The sequence below is a fragment of the Pseudomonas sp. 8Z genome (assembly GCF_902506535.1).
In the GTDB taxonomy this organism is placed as follows: Bacteria; Pseudomonadota; Gammaproteobacteria; order Pseudomonadales; family Pseudomonadaceae; genus Aquipseudomonas.
Map to the genome: position 1 here is coordinate 205,635 of NZ_LR733827.1, position 16,411 is coordinate 222,045.

Genomic DNA, 16,411 nt, shown 5'->3' on the forward strand with positions numbered 1-16,411 from the left:
GGTTAGGCCGTTACAGCCACTTGGCTGAGCACTTTGCCGTCGAACAGGGCGAACTGCCCGCTTAATTCGGCGCCGCTCTGCCATTGTTGGTTGAGGTCGATGAGCAGGCGCAGGCGGGTGTCTTGAGCTTCGCACTGCAGTAGCTCGGCATCGTGGAAATAGAAACGGGTCAAAGTCAGTGGGTAGAGGGCTTTGAACAGGCTCTCCTTGAACGAGAACGTCAGGCTTATGCGCAGGGCACGCGCTGCGTCATCCAGGCCTCGCAGGCGTTCCAGTTCGGCTGCTGTGAGAATCTCCGCTTGCAGGCGCAGTGCCCGCTCAATGGGCAGCAGTTGTTCCACATCCAGGCCAATAGCGCGCCACTGTCGTTGTGGCGCGACCAGGGCGGCGGCCCAGCCATCGCCATGGGTGATCGAGCCAACCACGCTGTGCGGCCATTGTGGCGCGCGGTCACTGCCGACTGACGGCACGCTGGCTTGGCCTGTCAGGCGCCGCAGCGCTTCGCGGGCGCACAACCGACCGGCCAGGTACTCGCTTTGGCGTTTGGCCACGCCAGGCACTGGGGCGATAGCGCAGCGAGTGAAATCCTCACTGTGCAGCAGAGCGGGGTCGAAGCGGGTGCTGATCAGGTGGCTGCCCGCCAATGGTTGAGGCAGTGGGTCATGATCGTCGAGGGCTGAGCAGCAGGCAGGGTGATAAAGGGTCATGGGGCGGCATTGTGCCGTGGGCGGAACCGACCAGTCATCCGCCGTTTACATTTCTTTGCAGGCGCACAACAAAGTTAAACGGATGTTTGAGTGGGGCTTTGCCACACTGCCGCTGCATTCCTAGTGAATGCAGGTGAGGTTGTGCCGGTGCTTGCACTGGCTTTTCTCCAAGGTCGAGAACGGTAGCCCGGTTGGGCTGCCGTTTTTTTTGGCGTGGGCAAAAGCGCGTGCGAGGCGGCTAAGCGTGGTGCTTGCACCAAAGCTTGAATAGCGGCTCGGCGAGAAACATCACCAGAAACAGCCGCAATACCTGCAGGGCCGTAACCAGTGCCACTGACAGTTGCAAGGCTTCTGCAGTCAGGCACAGCTCGGTGATGCCGCCGGGCATCATACCCAGCATCAGCGACAGGTGATCCTCACCGACCAGCCAGCCCAGGCCTTCGCCGAGCAACGCGGCGGCGAGCATGGCGAGCAGGGTGAAGAGCAGGACGCGGGCGAGAAACGCTGGTGCGCTGCGGAAGAAGGCGCGGTCGAAGTGACAGCCCAGCGCGCAACCGATCAACCATTGGCCGAGTTGGCCGAGGCCCGCAGGTAGGCCCAGGTGCAGATCGAAGCTGGCGCTGGCGACAGCGCAGGCGGTGAGTGGGCCAAGCATCCAGGGGTTGGGTTGTTTCAAGCGCCCCCAGAGCAGGGCCAGCACGCCGCCAGCAGCCAGTAGGCCGATGAGCCAGGCCCAGTCGACTGGTGCGCGTACCGGCGCGGGTACGTCCGGTAGGCTCCAGGTGAACAGTGCAGGGATCAGCAATACCACCAGCAGTAGGCGCATGCTGTGCGCGGCGGCGACGCGGGCTGGCTGGGCGTTGTGGCGCAGGGCCAGATTGACCATCTCACTGGCACCGCCAGGCATGCTGGCGAAGAACGCGGTTGCGCGGTCGACGCCGCTGCGGCGCAGGATGGCAATGCCGATCAGGCCGAGCAGCAGGGTGCAGATGGCGCCGATAAGAATGACCGGGAAGTGGCTGATGACCTGCTCCAGCACCTCGCTGGTGAAGTGCAGGCCAATGCCGCTGGCCACTAACCATTGACCGGTCTTGCGTCCACCGGGCAGTTCACTGAAGGGGCGGTTGGTCAGGCAGCGTATGGCGATTACCGCCAGCAAGGAGCCCACCATCCACGGCAAAGGCCAGCCGGCGAGGCTGGCCAGATAGCCGCCGACCGTACCGGTCAGCGGCGTTACCCAGAGGTCACGCGGCAGTGGCATTAGCCCCGGCCTTGAGCTGCTTGCGGCGACGCATCCAGCGGATGCCCGGCAGGGCCAGCATCAGCGCGGTCAGACCCCACAGCGCCAGGGTGATCGGGCTGCTCCAGAGGATCGACAGCTCGCCAGCGGAGATCGACAGAGCGCGGCGCAGGTTGTCTTCCATCATTTCACCCAGGACGAAGCCGAGGATCAGCGAGGACAGCGGGAAGTCCAGCTTGCGCAGGATGTAGCCGAAGATGCCCAGCAGCACCATCAGTACCAGGTCGAAGGTGGTGCTGTGCACGGCATAGACGCCCACCAGGCTGACGGCGGTGATGGCCGGCACCAGGATCCAGTTCGGCACAGCGAGCATGCGCGAGAACAGGCCGACCAGCGGAATGTTCATCACCAGCAGGATGATGTTGCCGATGAACAGCGAGGCGATCAGGCCCCACACCACGTCGGGCTGCTGTTCGAACAGCAGCGGGCCGGGGGTGATGTTGTACAGGGTCAGGGCGCCGATCATCACGGCGGTGGTGCCGGAGCCCGGCACGCCGAGGGTCAGCATGGGGATCAGCGAGCCGCACGCCGAGGCGTTGTTGGCCGCTTCCGGTGCTGCCAGGCCACGCAGGTCGCCCTCGCCGAAACGGCCCTTGTCGCCGGCCATGCGCTTCTCGGTCATGTAGGTCATGGCGCTGGCAATGGTGGCACCGGCGCCGGGCAGGGTGCCGATGACGAAGCCCGCCAGGGCGCTACGGATCATGGTCCAGAAGGCGAAGCAGAATTCCTTGAAGTTGAACAGCAGGCGACCGCTGGCCTTTACGGCGGCTTGGCCGGAATGGGTGTTTTCCAGCATCAGGAGGATTTCGCTGACGCTGAACAGGCCGATCACCACGATGACGAACTGGATGCCGTCGGACAGGCTGACGCTATCGAAGGTGAAGCGGTACACGCCGGTGGTCGAGTCCACGCCGACGGTGGCCAGGGCCAGGCCGATCAGGGCCGACATCAGGGTCTTGACCGGTTTGTCACCGACCATACCGCCCAGGCAGGCGATGGCGAAGACCATCAGCACGAAGTATTCGGCCGGGCCGAAGGCCACCGCCCATTTCGCCAGCAACGGGGCGAACAACACTACGCCACAGGTGGCAATCATGCTACCGACGAAGGAGCTTACGGCGGACAGCGACAGGGCGATGCCGGCCTTGCCCTGACGGGCCAGTGGGTAGCCGTCGAGGGTGGTCATGATGGCCGCTGCGTCGCCCGGCACGTTGAGCAGGATGGCGGAAATACGGCCACCGTATTCGCAGCCCAGGTACACGGCGGCGAGTAGAATCAGGGCGGTTTCCGGCGGCAGGCCGAGGGCGAAGGCCAGCGGCAGCAGCAGCGCAACACCGTTGATTGGACCGAGGCCCGGCAGCAGGCCGACCACGGTGCCGACGAAAGCGCCGAACAGCGCCACCAGCAGGTTTTGCGGCTGTGTGGCAACGCCAAAGCCCTGCATCAGGAAGTTAAGGGTTTCCATTTCAGCTCTCCACGAAGGCTTCAAGCAGGCCGAGCGGCAGGGGCACGTCCAGCAGCAGATCGAACAGCACGTACAGCAATACACCCATCAGCGCGGCGCTGATCAGGCAGGGAACGGGGCGACCGGTGAACAGCATGCCGAGCAGGAAGGTCGACAGCGCTGTACTGAACACGAAACCGAGGGGTTCGAAGGTCACGGCATAGATCAGCAGTGCCGCGATGCACAGCACGCTGCGCAGGGCGGTGGGAATATCCAGACGCTGCTCGTGCATGCCGGGCTTGATCACCAGCCACAGACTGCCAGCGCCCATCAGGCCGAGCAGCAGCAGCGGGTAGGCGCGCGGGCCGACCGGGTCATAGGCGAAGGGAGCCTGGAAGCCCCAGGCAACGACAGCGAGCCAGGCGCACAGCAGCAGCCAGACCGCAGAGAACAGGCGAACGTACATGGTGAGATACCTCGGGAGCGTAGGCCGACCGGGCGGTCGGCCTACGCAGGTTGTGCAGAGTGTTACTGGATCAGGCCGAACTCACCGGCCAGGGCTTTGTAGTCCTGCACTTGTTTGTGCACGAAGGCATCGAGTTCGGCGCCGGTCAGCGACAGTGGGAACAGGTCACGCTGTTCGCGCAGGGTGGCGAAGTCGTCGCGGGCCAGCATCGCTTCGAACTGGCCTTTCCACCAGTTGAAGGTTTCGTCCGGTACTTCCGGGCCCATGTAGAAGCCACGGATCACCGGCCAGCTAATGTCGAAACCTTGCTCTTTGGCGGTGGGGATATCGGCCAGCTTGCCCGGCAGACGCTCGTCGGACAGTACGGCGAGGATGCGTACCTTGCCGGCCGCCAGTTGCGGGGTCACTTCGCCGAGACCGCTGGAGGTCACCTGGACGTGATTGCCGAGCATCGCGGTCAGTGTCTCACCACCGCCTTCGAAGGCCACATAGCGCAGGTTCTTCGGATCGATGCCGGCGGCGCGGGCGATCAGTGCGGTTTGCATCCAGTCCTGGCCGCCGATGGTGGCGCCTGCACCGAAGACGACGCTGCTTGGGTCTTTCTTCAGTGTGTCGACCAGCTCGTTGAGATTTTTCCAGGGGGCATCAGCGCGTACGGTGATTGCGCCGTAGTCGGTGCCGATGGCCGCCAGCCAGCGCACGGCGTTCTCGTCATAACGACCGAACTTGCCTTGAGCCAGGTTGAGCAGAGAGCCCGAGGAGAAGGCGGTGATGGTGCCCGGATCCTTGGCGCGCTGGGCGACCACGGCGTTGTAGGCCACGGCGCCGACGCCGCCCGGCATGTAGGTGACGCGCATCGGTGCCTTGAGCAGGCCGGTGTCCTTCAGACCGCTTTGCGCCAGTTTGCAGGTCAGGTCGAAGCCGCCACCGGGCTTGGCCGGGGCAATGCATTCGGGGCGCTTGGGTTCGGCAGCGAGCAGTTGGCCGGCGAAGGCCAGGCAGGCCGTTGCCAGGGCGGCGCGGGTCAAAATGGATTTCATGATGTCAGTCCTCGTAGGGCTTGTTGTTGTTTACTAGATCGACAGGATGTGGCCGACGATGATGCAGTCTTCGTCGATGTTGCGGGGCTGTTGAACCGGGAGGGAGAAATCTTTGCGCTGCGCAGTCTCATCGCAGCAGATGGCGGCCGTGTTGAGCACGCTGATGCTGATGTTTTCGATGATGAGCGAGAAGGAGGCGATGCCCGCGTAGGGCGCTTGTGCGTGCGGCAGAGCCTGACATGAGGCATGCGGCATGATGTGGTGTCTCCGGTTCTTGTTCTTGTTGCGTGCCGCACCACTGCGGTCACGCTCAGGCAGGTGGGTCGAGCCACCTTTTGACGATCCTAGGTAGGCAAGCTTTCAGCAGGCTTTCAGCGGTGAAAGTTTTTCAGCTTGTGTCATGCGAGGGTGTTTCAGTGCTTCACAGTGGCGCGGCTGGCGCTAAACTGCGCGCCTCAAACGAGCCTGTGGTGGGAGAGATAGCGTGCGGATTCTGCTGGTTGAAGACCACCCGCAATTGGCGGAAAGCGTGGCCCAGGCGCTCAAGGGCGCCGGTTGGACGGTGGATGTGCTGCATGACGGCGTGGCTGCTGATCTGGCTCTGTCCAGTGAGGAATATGCACTGGCGATTCTCGATATCGGTTTGCCGCGTCTTGATGGTTTTGCCGTGCTGGCGCGCGCGAGAGACCGTGGCCAGACCCTGCCGGTGCTGATGTTGACCGCACGGGGCGAGGTCAAGGATCGAGTGCATGGCCTGAATCTTGGCGCCGATGACTACTTGGCCAAACCTTTTGAGCTCTCCGAGCTGGAAGCGCGCGTCAAGGCACTCTTGCGCCGCAGTGTGCTGGGCGGTGAGCAGGTGCAGCGCTGCGGGGGGCTGGTCTATGACCTGGGCGCACGCCGCTTCACCCTCGACGGTGAGGCGTTGACGCTGACAGCCCGTGAACAGGCGGTGCTGGAAGCGATGATCGCCCGTCCTGGGCGGGTAATGAGCAAGGAGCAGCTTGCTGCGCAGGTGTTCGGTCTGGATGAGGAAGCCAGTCCGGATGCCATCGAAATCTACGTGCACCGTTTGCGCAAGAAACTCGAAGGGCGCGCCGTGCGTATCGTCACCTTTCGAGGCTTGGGTTATCTGCTGGAGGCGGTTGAGGCATGAAGCGCGGTGGCAGCCTGCGCGGCCGCCTGCTGCGCCGTCTGGCCATTTTGCTGAGCGCGATTCTACTGCTCAGCAGCCTTAGCGCTTATTGGAGTGCGCGGCGTGCGGCTGATACGGCCTATGATCGGACGTTGCTGGCATCGGCGCGTTCGGTCGCCGATGGGCTCTACACCAAGGATGGCTCGCTTACGGCCAATATTCCTTACGTGGCTCTGGATACCTTTGCCTATGACAGCGCCGGGCGTATCTATTATCAGGTGATTGACCTCGATGGGCGCCAGGTCTCGGGTTATGAGGATCTGCCGCCGCCGCCTGCAGGTACGCCGCGCACCAACGACTATCCGGCGCTGGCGCGTTTTTATGATGCCGTGTACCGCGGACAAGGTGTGCGTGTGGTGAGTTTGCTGCAGCCTGTCAGCGAGCCTCTGCTCAACGGTATGGCCGAAATCCGCGTGGCAGAAACCCAGGGCGCTCGTGAGCGTATGACCCGTGACTTGCTGGTGGGTACGTTGTGGCGCATGGGGCTGCTGTCGATCAGTGCGCTGCTGCTGGTCTGGGTGGCGGTGAACCTGGCATTGCGTCCGCTGGAAACGCTGCGTCGCGCGGTGGCCTCGCGTGCCAGTGATGACCTGCGGCCTCTGCCGGATGGTGACATGCCGCGCGAAGTGTTGCCGCTGGTCGATGCGCTGAATCAGTTCAATGAGCGTCTGCATGGTTTGTTCGAGCGGCAGTCGCTGTTCATCGCCGACGCGGCGCATGAACTGCGTACGCCACTGGCGGCGCTGAAAGCGCGTATTGCGCTCGGTCTGAGATCCGATGAGCCGCAGGAGTGGCGTTCGACTCTTGAGCAGGTGGCGCAACAGTCAGATCGTCTGACTGCGTTGGCCAATCAATTGCTTTCCCTGGCGCGGATCGAAAGTGGCGGTCGGGCAATCGCCGAAGGAGGGGCGCAGCGCATCGATCTGAGTCTGCTGACCCGCGAGTTGGCCATGGCCATGGCGCCGCTGGCGCATGCCCGTGGTGTGGCGCTGGCTCTGGAGGCTGAGCGACCGGTGTGGATCGATGGTGAACCAACGCTACTTAACGAACTGCTCAGTAACCTGGTGGATAACGCGCTGGCGCATACGCCGCGCGATGGCAACCTGATTCTGCGGGTGCTCTCACCGGCCGTGCTGGAGGTCGAGGATGACGGCCCCGGTATTCCGCCCGATGAACGCGACAAGGTGTTCGAGCGTTTCTATCGGCGCAGCAATCAGGGCAATGGCGCCGGATTGGGCTTGGCTATTGTCGGTGAGGTTTGCCGCGCACACCGGGCGCAAATCAGCTTGCACCAGGGGGCTGTGAGCGGCTTGCGCGTGAGGGTCGAATTTCCCCTGTCAGGCGTTGAGGCATAGGTACGATTGCTGGGGTTCGTCTGGCTGGCGCCGTCCTTGGCACAGGCCGTCATTGCAGCATGCTGGTGGCTGCTTCCATGGCGGCGGAGAGGTCTTCGTCGGCTTGCATATCGACATTGGGGTCGAGGCCAAGCTTGGCGAAAGCGGGGATCTGGCTCCAGTCCAACTGCGTGTAGGGGTGTTCGCTGCCCAGATAGCTCTGCAAGGTGGCGACCTGAACGATGTCGACGTAGTCCACTTTGGCTGAGTCGCGGCTGAAGTTCAGGTATTGGCTGGGCACCATGGCGATGGGGGCGGGAAATTCCCAGGTGCGTAGAATCTTGTCGCCGATGATGGGATGAATCTGCTCGATGACATGGTTGAGGCTGATGGAGTCAGCCAGCAGCTCGCTGTGTTCTTCGGCGTAAGTGAGAATTGGCAGCACGCCGATCTGATGCACCAGGCCTGCCAGGGTGGCCTGATCAGGCATCAGGCGAGTGTAATGGCGGCACAGTACGTGGCAGATGCCTGCGATTTCCGTGCTTTTGTTCCAGACTTCGCGCATTTTTCGGTCGACGATGTCGCTGGTGGCCTGGAACATCTGCTCCATGGCCAGGCCGGTGGCCAGGTTGCAGGTGTAGTTGATACCCAGGCGACCGACTGCCATCTGCAGATCGGTGATTTCCTTGTTGCTGCGCAGCAGTGGGCTGTTGACCACTTTGATGATGCGCGCGGTGAGTGCGGCGTCGTTGCCGATGACCTTGCTGATCTGCGGGATGCCCACGTTGGGGTCTTCCGCCGCCTCGCGAACCTTCAGCGCCACCTCTGGCAGGGTGGGCAGTACCAGTTCGTCGTTCTCGATGGCGTGGATCAGTTCCTGTTGCACTCTTTCAGCGAGTTTGCTCATGCATCGGCTCTCATTGGCATTGCCGGGCGAGGCCCGTTAAGTGTAGTTCAGCGTTGGATTTCTGCGTCTGCATCCAGCGCATAGGGCAGGTCGAGCAGGGTCAGGCTCGGGCCTTCGAGGTTGGCGAGGTGAATGCGACCGTCCTTGACGGCATCCTCTTGCAGCACTGCCAGTAGTTCGACGGTTGTGGCGGTACGGGCGGCGAGCACGACTTCACCGACGCTCGAACCATGCACGGGGGAGAACAGTGCGCTGCCGGTGGCCGGAGTTTCGTCGGTTGCCAGGGCCAGGCGGTAGAGGCGACGCTTGAGTTTACCCAGGTACTGCATGCGCGCGACGATTTCTTGCCCGGTGTAGCAGCCTTTCTTGAAGCTCACGCCGCCTAGCGCCTGCAGGTTGATCATTTGCGGAATGAACAGCTCGCGAGTTGCGCCGAAAACTTGGCCGATCCCGGCGCGGATCTGTGCCAGAAGCCAGGTGTTCATATCGCGTTCGGGCAGTTGGGCGCTCAGCCTGGCTTGTAGGACTGGCGCTTCGCTGGCTGGCGCCCAGAGTTCGGCACGGCCATCGGCCAGGCGTATGGCTAGCAAACTGTCGGTGCGGGTGATGCTGTCGGCGGCGCTGCCGAGTTCGAGGCCCAGTTCACTCAAAATGCTGTCTGCGCCCTGTAGGCCGAAGCGTACCCAGGCGCAGGTCTCATCGCTGAGTTTGGATTTTGAGAAAACGGCGTATTTCTGCAGGTCGGCCAGTTGCGCGTCCAGCAGCTCGCGCGCCATGGCCAAAATGTAGCCATCTTGCTCGGCGACGATGCGAAAGCTCGACAGCATTCGGCCTTTCGGTGTGCAGCGGGCACCCAGGCTGGATTGGCTAGGGGATAGGTAGTTGAGGTTGCAGGTCAGTTGGCCTTGCAGGAATTTGGCGGCGTCAGCGCCACGCACGGCCAGCAGGCCTTCATGGTCGAGGGGGAGGAAATACGCGCTATCGGACATGGTGCAAATCGAATCGCAGGAGAAAAGTCAGGGGTACCATCATAAGAGTAGCGGCAAGCCTCAAGCTACAGGCTGCAAGTGAAAGCGTGGAAAAAGCCCGGCATTGCCTCGTTGTGCTGGCTGGCAGCGGCGCTCATCCTTCCTGCTGCTGTATACTGCCGACCTCGTCCGAGGAGTTCGTTGCATGGTTGAACAAAGTGAGTTGAATCGCCTGTTTTGGCACAGCCGTCGCGGCATGCTGGAGCTGGACGTGCTGCTGGTGCCATTCGTGCAGGAGGTCTATGCCAGCCTGGATGCCGAAGATCAGGCGCGCTACCGCAAGCTGCTGGAGTGCGAAGATCAGGATATGTTCGGCTGGTTCATGCAGCGCGGTGAGCCGGAAGACGCCGATCTTCGGCGTATGGTTCGCATGATCTTAGATCGTGTCCAGCCCAAGTGACCGCTTCGAGTGTCGTTGGCGGCCGTCGCGGGGGTTGCTGAAGCTTTACTTGGCCGTTCTGGGGCTGGCGCTGCTGGCACCCTGGCTGGCGGCTATTGCCTGGTGGTGGAAACTGCTGGTTTCCCTTATGTGCCTGACGCATGCCGGGTGGGTCTTGCCGCGCCATATCCTGCTGTCTTCTCGCGGTGCCTGGCGCGCGCTGCGTCACGATGCTGAGGGCTGGCAGTTATGGACTGTCGGGCAAGGCTGGCAGCCGGTGCAGTTGCGCCCGGACAGCCTGGCTTTGCCGCTGGTCGTGGTGTTGCGTTTTCGTTTGCCGGGCCAGCGTGTCACGCGTGGCCTGTGTATCCCGCGTGACGCCATGGCGCCTGAATGGCATAGACGCTTGCGTCTGCGCCTGAAATTCAGTCGTCGGCGCTGGGCGATGCCGCAAGCAGCGGGGTGAGTATGGTGTCGCGGGCGTCTGCTCGCAGCTCAGGATAATCCAGGGTGTAATGCAGGCCGCGGCTCTCACGCCGTAGCATGGCTGAACGAATCATTAGCTCTGCCACCTGCGCCAGGTTCCTCAGCTCGATCAAGTCGCGACTGACCTTGTAGTTGCTGTAGAACTCGTCGATCTCGTCCAGTAGCAGGCGCACGCGGTGTTCTGCGCGCTGCAGGCGCTTATTGGTCCGCACGATGCCCACGTAGTCCCACATGAAGCGGCGCAGTTCGTCCCAGTTGTGGGCGATGATCACGTCCTCGTCGGAGTCTGTCACCTGGCTGGCATCCCAGCTTGGTAGTTCGCTCGGCATTTCCACGCGGGGCAGTTGCGCGACGATGTCGGAGCAGGCCGAGCGGGCATAGACGAAGCACTCCAGCAATGAGTTGCTGGCCATGCGATTCGCGCCGTGTAGACCGGTGAAGCTGGTTTCGCCTATGGCGTAAAGGCCAGGAACATCGGTGCGTCCGTGTTGGTCGACCACTACGCCGCCGCAGGTATAGTGCGCGGCGGGTACTACCGGGATGGGCTGGCGGGTGATGTCGATGCCGAAGCTCAAGCAGCGTTCATAAACCGTGGGGAAGTGACTTTTGATGAAGCCGGCAGGTTTGTGGCTGATGTCTAGGTAGACGCAGTCGACCCCTAAGCGCTTCATCTCGTGGTCGATGGCGCGAGCGACGATGTCTCGCGGCGCCAGTTCGGCGCGTGGGTCGAAACGCGGCATGAAGCGCTCGCCGTTAGGCAGCTTGAGCAGTCCGCCTTCCCCGCGTACGGCTTCGGTGACGAGAAAGCTCTTGGCCTGCGGGTGGTACAGGCAGGTTGGGTGAAATTGATTGAATTCGAGATTGCCTACTCGGCAGCCGGCGCGCCAGGCCATGGCGATGCCGTCGCCGCAGGCGCCATCCGGGTTGCTGGTATAAAGGTAGACCTTGGCTGCGCCTCCGGTGGCGAGGATGACGAAACGGGCGCTGAAGGTATCCACTTCTCCGCGTGAGCGATCCAGCACGTACGCGCCCAGGCAGCGCTCTCCCGGTAGACCGAGCTTGCGCTCGGTGATCAGGTCGATCGCCACATGCTGTTCCAGTAGCTCGATGTTTGAACGTAGGCGTGCTTGCTCCAGCAGCGTATTGAAAATCGCCGCACCGGTCGCATCGGCTGCGTGGATGATGCGGCGGTGGCTGTGGCCGCCTTCACGAGTTAGGTGAAACTCGAAGCCGCCGTCTTCACGTGCGGTCTCATCGTCGCGGGTGAACGGTACGCCTTGATCGATCAGCCACTGGATCGCTTCGCGGCTATGCTCGACGGTAAAGCGCACGGCATCTTCGCGGCATAGGCCGGCGCCGGCATCCAGGGTGTCTGCTACGTGCGATTCGACCGTGTCGGTGTCGTCCAGAACGGCTGCGACACCACCTTGGGCCCAGTAAGTTGAGCCGTTGGCTAGAGGCCCTTTGCTCAGCACGGCAATGCGCAATTCGGCGGGCAGGGTGAGGGCGAGTGTGAGGCCGGCTGCACCGCTGCCGATGATCAGAACGTCGTGCTGGAAGTGTTGGCTCATGGAGGAATTCCGCGTGAAAGCGGGGCCTAGTATATAGAGAGGGCCGTCGGCACAATAGCCAGCTTATGACCGACCGTAGGGCTCGGGAACTTTCTTAGTCGTTAAGGTTCCAAGGTGGGTCGCTGATATGAAAAGAGCGCGCTGTCGCGTGCCAGCCTCCAGTGAATGGCTGGGGGTGTTAATGAACGGCGATAAGATAATTCACGCAAGCGAAAATTCTTCGCTTGCGTCATTCCAGGCAGAGACCAATGGGTTCTGCGGGAAGCTTGCTTGAAGGGGGAGAACTTTTGCGTAACGTCCGAGTCTATCTTGGTAGGCTGATTAGCTTGCGGGTGCAAGCCCCCTCCAGGCTTCTTGAGGAGAGTGCATGTTGACCCAAGAAGATGATCAGCAGTTAGTCGAACGAGTGCAGCGTGGTGACAAGCGTGCCTTCGATCTGTTGGTGTTGAAGTACCAGCACAAGATCCTTGGTTTGATCGTGCGTTTCGTGCATGACACCCATGAGGCTCAGGATGTCGCTCAGGAAGCCTTTGTAAAGGCATACCGGGCACTTGGAAACTTTCGCGGTGACAGTGCGTTCTATACATGGCTGTACCGCATCGCCATTAATACGGCGAAGAACTATCTGGTGTCTCGCGGTCGTCGCCCGCCAGATAGCGATGTGAGCAGTGATGACGCGGAATTCTACGACGGCGATCATGCCCTCAAGGATATCGAGTCGCCTGAGCGGGCAATGTTGCGCGATGAGATTGAGGAAACCGTGCATCGAACAATTGCTCAGCTACCGGATGATTTGCGCACGGCATTGACTTTGCGTGAGTTCGAAGGTCTGAGTTATGAGGATATTGCCAGTGTTATGCAGTGTCCCGTTGGTACCGTGCGTTCGCGGATATTCCGTGCACGTGAGGCCATTGATAAATCCCTGCAACCTTTGTTGCAGGATGCCTAAGGCAGCGGCGATAGCCAAGAGAGGTACGCCATGAGTCGTGAAACCCTGCATGAATCGCTGTCCGCGGTGATGGATAACGAAGCGGATGAATTGGAACTGCGGCGCGTGCTCGCCGCGAGTGCAGACGGTGAGTTGCGTGATACCTGGTCGCGTTATCAGGTTGCACGTGCCGTCATGCACAAAGAGTTGCTGGTGCCGCGTCTCGATATCTCCGCGGCAGTTTCGGCGGCTCTTGCCGATGAGGCAGTGCCTGTGCGTAAGGCTCCTTTGTGGCGTAGTATCGGTCGCGTGGCGGTCGCTGCTTCCGTGACTGTTGCTGTGCTGGCGGGTGTTCGTCTTTATAATCAGGACGATCTGGTTGGTGGTCAGCAGTTGGCTCAGCAAGGCGCAGCTCCAGCATTGACGCTGCCGCAGGTACAGGGGCCAGCTATATTGGCGGGTTACACCACTACCGAGGACGGCGTCGAGCCGAGTGCTGCAGGCGAGTCAAGCTGGCATGAGCAGCGTTTGCCGTCCTATCTGCGCCAGCATGCACAGCAGGCTGCCATGGGAACCGGGGAGAGTGCTCTGCCTTATGCGCGAGCTGCTAGCCTGGAAAATCGCTAACGATAAGGAATCACATGCGCGCGATCCCTCTCTGCCTGCTCAGTGGTCTGCTGGCGCTGCCAGTTCATGCTTCCGAGGTACAAGATTGGCTCAAGCGCCTCGCTGAGGCGGAACGTCAGCAGAGCTTTCATGGCACCTTCGTTTACGAGCGTAATGGCAGTTTTTCCACCCATAGCGTATGGCACAAGGTGGGAACGGATGGCTCGGTGCTTGAGCGATTGATGCAGCTTGATGGGCCCTCTCAGGAGGTTCTCAAGATTGATGGTCAGGCCCAGTGCGTCAGCGGCGCATTGGCTGATCAGGTCAGTGATGGGCAGTCCTGGCCTGCTCGTGACTTCGATGCGGCTCAGCTTGGTGAGTGGTATGACATGCGTGTCGTCGGCGAGTCTCGTATTGCTGGGCGCGATGCTGTGGTGTTGCTGCTTTCGCCAAAGGATCAGCACCGCTATGGCTTTGAACTGCACTTGGATCGAGAAACCGGGCTGCCTTTGAAGTCCTTGTTGCTCAGCGAGAAAGGGCAGCTACTTGAGCGTTTCCAGTTCACCGATCTTGAGGTCGGTGTGCCTGATGTTGCTGATATGCAGCCTACTTCCGACTGTCAGCCGGTTCGTTTCAAGCCTACCGATGCGATGGCCGATGGCGCGTGGCGTTCCGATTGGTTGCCGCCAGGTTTTTCGTTGACGTCTGCGCAGCTACGGCGTAGCGATGTGTCTGATGAGCCGGTAGCCTGTTTGATGTATGGCGATGGTTTGGCGCGTTTCTCGGTTTTTCTTGAGCCGCTACAAGGCGAAGTGGCTGATGACGTGCGCAGCCAGCTTGGTCCGACCGTTGCTGTATCGAGGCGAATGACTACCAGCGATGGTGATGTCATGGTTACGGTGGTGGGTGAAATCCCTCTGGGTACCGCTGAGCGGGTTGCCCTGTCGATGCGTGCTGGAGCGAGTGAACAGGCTGCCAAATGATCGAAGAGCAGGGGCGTGTCGTGGCGGTCGAACCTGGCGTGGTCTGGGTGGAGACGTTGCGCAAGAGTACCTGCTCGGCCTGTTCAGCTAACGCGGCTTGTGGCCAGGGGTTAATGGAACGCCTGGGTGTTGGTCGTCAGCGTGGTTATGTGCGTGCCCTGTCTACGCTGCATCTGCGCGTAGGTGATGTAGTGGTGATCGGTGTCGGTGAGCAGTTGCTGGTGCGCAGCTCATTGCTTGTTTATCTCTTTCCTCTTCTGGCTTTGCTGGCTTGCTCTGTTGCTGCTGATGCGGCAGGGCTTGCCGAGCCTTTGGCTATTCTCTCTGGCCTTGTAGGCCTCCTCACTTCCTGGTTGCTAGTGCGCAGGCATGCGTTGCGAGTAGCCGACGATCCTCTTTTGCAACCTGTTGTCCTGCGCGCATTGCTGGCCTATAGCCCGTAATTTTTTGCGTGTATTTCGTTCTGCACCTGGAGTTGTCGCTGATGAGAAATATCAAGTCCGTTGTGCCGTTGCTAATGGCTGCCCTGCTATGGGGGCAAAGTCTGGTGGCGCAGGCTGATCTGCCTGATTTCACGCCTCTGGTGGAGGAGGCGTCGCCTGCAGTGGTCAATATCAGTACGCGACAGAAAGTACCTGATCGCAGTGTCGCTTCTCAGCAGGGGATGCCTGACCTGGATGGTTTGCCGCCGATGTTCCGTGAGTTCTTTGAACGCAGCATTCCGCAGCAGCCACCGCGCAATCCGGGTGGTCGTCAGCGTGAAGCGCAATCTCTAGGGTCGGGGTTCATCATTTCCTCTGATGGCTACATCATGACCAATAACCATGTGGTAGCCGATGCTGACGAGATCATTGTGCGTCTGTCTGATCGCAGTGAGCTGGAGGCTAAATTGGTGGGGGCTGATCCGCGCAGTGACGTGGCGCTGCTCAAGGTCGATGGCAAGAATCTGCCGACCGTGCGCCTGGGCAAGTCGGAAGACCTCAAGGTTGGTGAGTGGGTGTTGGCCATCGGTTCGCCGTTTGGTTTCGATCACTCGGTCACCGCCGGTATCGTCAGTGCCAAGGGCCGTAGCCTGCCTAGCGATAACTATGTGCCGTTCATTCAGACCGATGTGGCGATCAATCCCGGTAACTCCGGCGGCCCGCTGTTCAACCTGAAGGGCGAAGTGGTAGGCATCAACTCGCAGATCTTCACGCGCTCCGGTGGTTTCATGGGGCTTTCCTTCGCCATTCCGATGGATGTGGCCATGCAGGTCGCAGACCAGCTCAAGGCTGGCGGCAAGGTGACGCGTGGTTGGTTGGGTGTGGTGATTCAGGAAGTGAACAAGGATCTGGCTGAGTCCTTCGGCCTGGACAAGCCGGCTGGTGCGCTGGTCGCTCAGGTGTTGGAGGACGGTCCGGCTGACAAGGGTGGCTTGCAGGTTGGAGATGTGATCCTGGCTCTCGATGGCAAGCCCATCATTATGTCGGCCGATCTGCCGCATCTGGTCGGCAATCTCAAGCCGGGCGAAAAGGCCGAGCTGGATATCGTGCGTGAGGGGGCGCGCAAGAAGCTTAACTTGACTATTGGTACCCTGCCTGAAGAGGGGCAGGAAGTTGCAGCCAGTGGCATGCCGGATGGTGAGCGTAGTAACAATCGCCTTGGCGTGACTGTGGTTGAGTTAACCGCAGAGCAGAAGAAGGGGCTCGACCTTAAAGGTGGCGTTGTGGTCAAGGATGTGCTTGATGGGCCAGCGGCGATGATTGGCCTGCGTCCTGGTGACGTGATTACGCACCTGAACAACCAGACTATCGACTCCACCAGTACCTTTACCGAGGTCGCTCAGTCGTTGCCGAAGAACCGTTCGGTGTCCATGCGTGTACTGCGCCAAGGACGCGCCAGCTTCATTACCTTCAAGCTGGCAGAGTAATCGCAGTGTCGGGCCGCGGGGTGCTTGCTGCTCCCCGTGGCCATGCCTTTGCGAGCCGTGCAGGCGTGACGCAAGGCGTTTTGATCAGGTACACTCCGCGACTATTTTCGTCAGGCATATGCCCTGTA

18 protein-coding genes are annotated in these 16,411 nt (G+C 61.1%); 9 read left to right on the plus strand and 9 right to left on the minus strand.

Annotation, left to right across the window (positions count from 1 at the left end):
• Positions 1 to 2 precede the first annotated feature (2 nt).
• The 6 genes from AERO9A_RS13680 to AERO9A_RS13705 all read right to left on the minus strand — a co-directional run bounded on the left by AERO9A_RS13680 (position 3) and on the right by AERO9A_RS13705 (position 5,212).
• Entirely contained in the window at positions 3 to 707 is a 705-nt protein-coding gene (locus tag AERO9A_RS13680) for a 4'-phosphopantetheinyl transferase (RefSeq protein ID WP_159972507.1), read from the minus strand.
• 238 nt (positions 708 to 945) lie between these two features.
• Positions 946 to 1,968 (minus strand): AbrB family transcriptional regulator, encoded by a 1,023-nt coding sequence (locus AERO9A_RS13685; RefSeq protein WP_159972508.1) that lies wholly within the window; start codon positions 1,966 to 1,968, stop codon positions 946 to 948.
• On the minus strand, positions 1,952 to 3,472 hold the full coding sequence (locus tag AERO9A_RS13690; RefSeq protein ID WP_159972509.1) for a tripartite tricarboxylate transporter permease: 1,521 nt from the start codon (positions 3,470 to 3,472) through the stop codon (positions 1,952 to 1,954). Before AERO9A_RS13690 ends, AERO9A_RS13685 begins: the two co-directional genes overlap by 17 nt.
• 1 nt (position 3,473) lies before the next feature.
• On the minus strand, positions 3,474 to 3,917 hold the full coding sequence (locus AERO9A_RS13695) for a tripartite tricarboxylate transporter TctB family protein (protein ID WP_159972510.1): 444 nt from the start codon (positions 3,915 to 3,917) through the stop codon (positions 3,474 to 3,476).
• A gap of 62 nt (positions 3,918 to 3,979) precedes the next feature.
• Entirely contained in the window at positions 3,980 to 4,957 is a 978-nt protein-coding gene (locus tag AERO9A_RS13700) for a tripartite tricarboxylate transporter substrate binding protein (protein WP_159972511.1), read from the minus strand.
• Positions 4,958 to 4,990: 33 nt separating this feature from the next.
• On the minus strand, positions 4,991 to 5,212 hold the full coding sequence (locus tag AERO9A_RS13705) for a hypothetical protein (protein WP_159972512.1): 222 nt from the start codon (positions 5,210 to 5,212) through the stop codon (positions 4,991 to 4,993).
• Between the two features lie 229 nt (positions 5,213 to 5,441).
• Here AERO9A_RS13705 and AERO9A_RS13710 point away from each other — a divergent pair, with 229 nt between their 5' ends.
• Positions 5,442 to 6,113: a response regulator gene (locus tag AERO9A_RS13710; protein WP_159972513.1), complete on the plus strand. Its 672-nt coding sequence runs from the start codon at positions 5,442 to 5,444 to the stop codon at positions 6,111 to 6,113.
• Positions 6,110 to 7,507: a sensor histidine kinase gene (locus AERO9A_RS13715; RefSeq protein ID WP_159972514.1), complete on the plus strand. Its 1,398-nt coding sequence runs from the start codon at positions 6,110 to 6,112 to the stop codon at positions 7,505 to 7,507. The genes AERO9A_RS13710 and AERO9A_RS13715 overlap by 4 nt, the downstream gene beginning before the upstream one ends.
• A 49-nt stretch (positions 7,508 to 7,556) precedes the next feature.
• Here the strand turns inward: AERO9A_RS13715 and AERO9A_RS13720 are convergent, their stop codons facing one another.
• Together AERO9A_RS13720 and AERO9A_RS13725 are read right to left on the minus strand one after the other, a co-directional pair.
• On the minus strand, positions 7,557 to 8,393 hold the full coding sequence (locus AERO9A_RS13720; protein WP_159972515.1) for an HDOD domain-containing protein: 837 nt from the start codon (positions 8,391 to 8,393) through the stop codon (positions 7,557 to 7,559).
• Between the two features lie 47 nt (positions 8,394 to 8,440).
• Positions 8,441 to 9,382, minus strand: a complete 942-nt coding sequence (locus AERO9A_RS13725; protein ID WP_159972516.1) for a folate-binding protein YgfZ — start codon at positions 9,380 to 9,382, stop codon at positions 8,441 to 8,443.
• Between the two features lie 184 nt (positions 9,383 to 9,566).
• On the opposite strand from AERO9A_RS13725, the gene AERO9A_RS13730 reads away from it, so the two are divergent.
• Together AERO9A_RS13730 and AERO9A_RS13735 are read left to right on the plus strand one after the other, a co-directional pair.
• Positions 9,567 to 9,821, plus strand: coding sequence for a succinate dehydrogenase assembly factor 2 (locus AERO9A_RS13730; RefSeq protein WP_159972517.1), 255 nt, complete (start codon positions 9,567 to 9,569; stop codon positions 9,819 to 9,821).
• Positions 9,805 to 10,266, plus strand: coding sequence for a protein YgfX (locus AERO9A_RS13735; protein WP_159972518.1), 462 nt, complete (start codon positions 9,805 to 9,807; stop codon positions 10,264 to 10,266). The genes AERO9A_RS13730 and AERO9A_RS13735 overlap by 17 nt, the downstream gene beginning before the upstream one ends.
• On the opposite strand, the gene nadB is transcribed toward AERO9A_RS13735, so the two are convergent.
• Positions 10,226 to 11,857, minus strand: a complete 1,632-nt coding sequence (gene nadB / locus AERO9A_RS13740) for an L-aspartate oxidase (protein ID WP_159972519.1) — start codon at positions 11,855 to 11,857, stop codon at positions 10,226 to 10,228. The genes AERO9A_RS13735 and nadB overlap by 41 nt on opposite strands.
• 367 nt (positions 11,858 to 12,224) lie before the next feature.
• Here nadB and rpoE point away from each other — a divergent pair, with 367 nt between their 5' ends.
• The 5 genes from rpoE to AERO9A_RS13765 all read left to right on the plus strand — a co-directional run bounded on the left by rpoE (position 12,225) and on the right by AERO9A_RS13765 (position 16,283).
• Positions 12,225 to 12,806 carry an RNA polymerase sigma factor RpoE gene (gene rpoE, locus AERO9A_RS13745; RefSeq protein ID WP_159972520.1) on the plus strand — a complete coding sequence of 194 codons (582 nt, stop codon included), beginning with the start codon at positions 12,225 to 12,227 and terminating at the stop codon, positions 12,804 to 12,806.
• A 30-nt stretch (positions 12,807 to 12,836) separates the two neighbouring features.
• Positions 12,837 to 13,412 (plus strand): sigma-E factor negative regulatory protein, encoded by a 576-nt coding sequence (locus tag AERO9A_RS13750; RefSeq protein WP_159972521.1) that lies wholly within the window; start codon positions 12,837 to 12,839, stop codon positions 13,410 to 13,412.
• A gap of 14 nt (positions 13,413 to 13,426) precedes the next feature.
• Complete coding sequence (locus AERO9A_RS13755; protein WP_159972522.1) at positions 13,427 to 14,374, plus strand: MucB/RseB C-terminal domain-containing protein; 948 nt, start codon at positions 13,427 to 13,429, stop codon at positions 14,372 to 14,374.
• A complete protein-coding gene (locus AERO9A_RS13760) occupies positions 14,371 to 14,817 on the plus strand; it encodes a SoxR reducing system RseC family protein (protein WP_159972523.1) in 447 nt (148 codons plus the stop codon). Before AERO9A_RS13755 ends, AERO9A_RS13760 begins: the two co-directional genes overlap by 4 nt.
• A 74-nt stretch (positions 14,818 to 14,891) precedes the next feature.
• Positions 14,892 to 16,283: a DegQ family serine endoprotease gene (locus AERO9A_RS13765; RefSeq protein WP_372239695.1), complete on the plus strand. Its 1,392-nt coding sequence runs from the start codon at positions 14,892 to 14,894 to the stop codon at positions 16,281 to 16,283.
• Positions 16,284 to 16,411: the final 128 nt, after the last annotated feature.

Excerpts from the sequence above, each read along its gene's own strand:
- AERO9A_RS13680 (WP_159972507.1), bottom strand. The coding sequence starts at position 707 with ATGACCCTTTATCACCCTGCCTGCTGCTCAGCCCTCGACGATCATGAC.
- AERO9A_RS13685 (WP_159972508.1), bottom strand. The coding sequence starts at position 1,968 with ATGCCACTGCCGCGTGACCTCTGGGTAACGCCGCTGACCGGTACGGTC.
- AERO9A_RS13690 (WP_159972509.1), bottom strand. The coding sequence starts at position 3,472 with ATGGAAACCCTTAACTTCCTGATGCAGGGCTTTGGCGTTGCCACACAG.
- AERO9A_RS13695 (WP_159972510.1), bottom strand. The coding sequence starts at position 3,917 with ATGTACGTTCGCCTGTTCTCTGCGGTCTGGCTGCTGCTGTGCGCCTGG.
- AERO9A_RS13700 (WP_159972511.1), bottom strand. The coding sequence starts at position 4,957 with ATGAAATCCATTTTGACCCGCGCCGCCCTGGCAACGGCCTGCCTGGCC.
- AERO9A_RS13705 (WP_159972512.1), bottom strand. The coding sequence starts at position 5,212 with ATGCCGCATGCCTCATGTCAGGCTCTGCCGCACGCACAAGCGCCCTAC.
- AERO9A_RS13715 (WP_159972514.1), top strand. The coding sequence starts at position 6,110 with ATGAAGCGCGGTGGCAGCCTGCGCGGCCGCCTGCTGCGCCGTCTGGCC.
- AERO9A_RS13720 (WP_159972515.1), bottom strand. The coding sequence starts at position 8,393 with ATGAGCAAACTCGCTGAAAGAGTGCAACAGGAACTGATCCACGCCATC.
- AERO9A_RS13725 (WP_159972516.1), bottom strand. The coding sequence starts at position 9,382 with ATGTCCGATAGCGCGTATTTCCTCCCCCTCGACCATGAAGGCCTGCTG.
- AERO9A_RS13730 (WP_159972517.1), top strand. The coding sequence starts at position 9,567 with ATGGTTGAACAAAGTGAGTTGAATCGCCTGTTTTGGCACAGCCGTCGC.
- nadB (WP_159972519.1), bottom strand. The coding sequence starts at position 11,857 with ATGAGCCAACACTTCCAGCACGACGTTCTGATCATCGGCAGCGGTGCA.
- rpoE (WP_159972520.1), top strand. The coding sequence starts at position 12,225 with ATGTTGACCCAAGAAGATGATCAGCAGTTAGTCGAACGAGTGCAGCGT.
- AERO9A_RS13750 (WP_159972521.1), top strand. The coding sequence starts at position 12,837 with ATGAGTCGTGAAACCCTGCATGAATCGCTGTCCGCGGTGATGGATAAC.
- AERO9A_RS13755 (WP_159972522.1), top strand. The coding sequence starts at position 13,427 with ATGCGCGCGATCCCTCTCTGCCTGCTCAGTGGTCTGCTGGCGCTGCCA.
- AERO9A_RS13760 (WP_159972523.1), top strand. The coding sequence starts at position 14,371 with ATGATCGAAGAGCAGGGGCGTGTCGTGGCGGTCGAACCTGGCGTGGTC.
- AERO9A_RS13765 (WP_372239695.1), top strand. The coding sequence starts at position 14,892 with ATGGCTGCCCTGCTATGGGGGCAAAGTCTGGTGGCGCAGGCTGATCTG.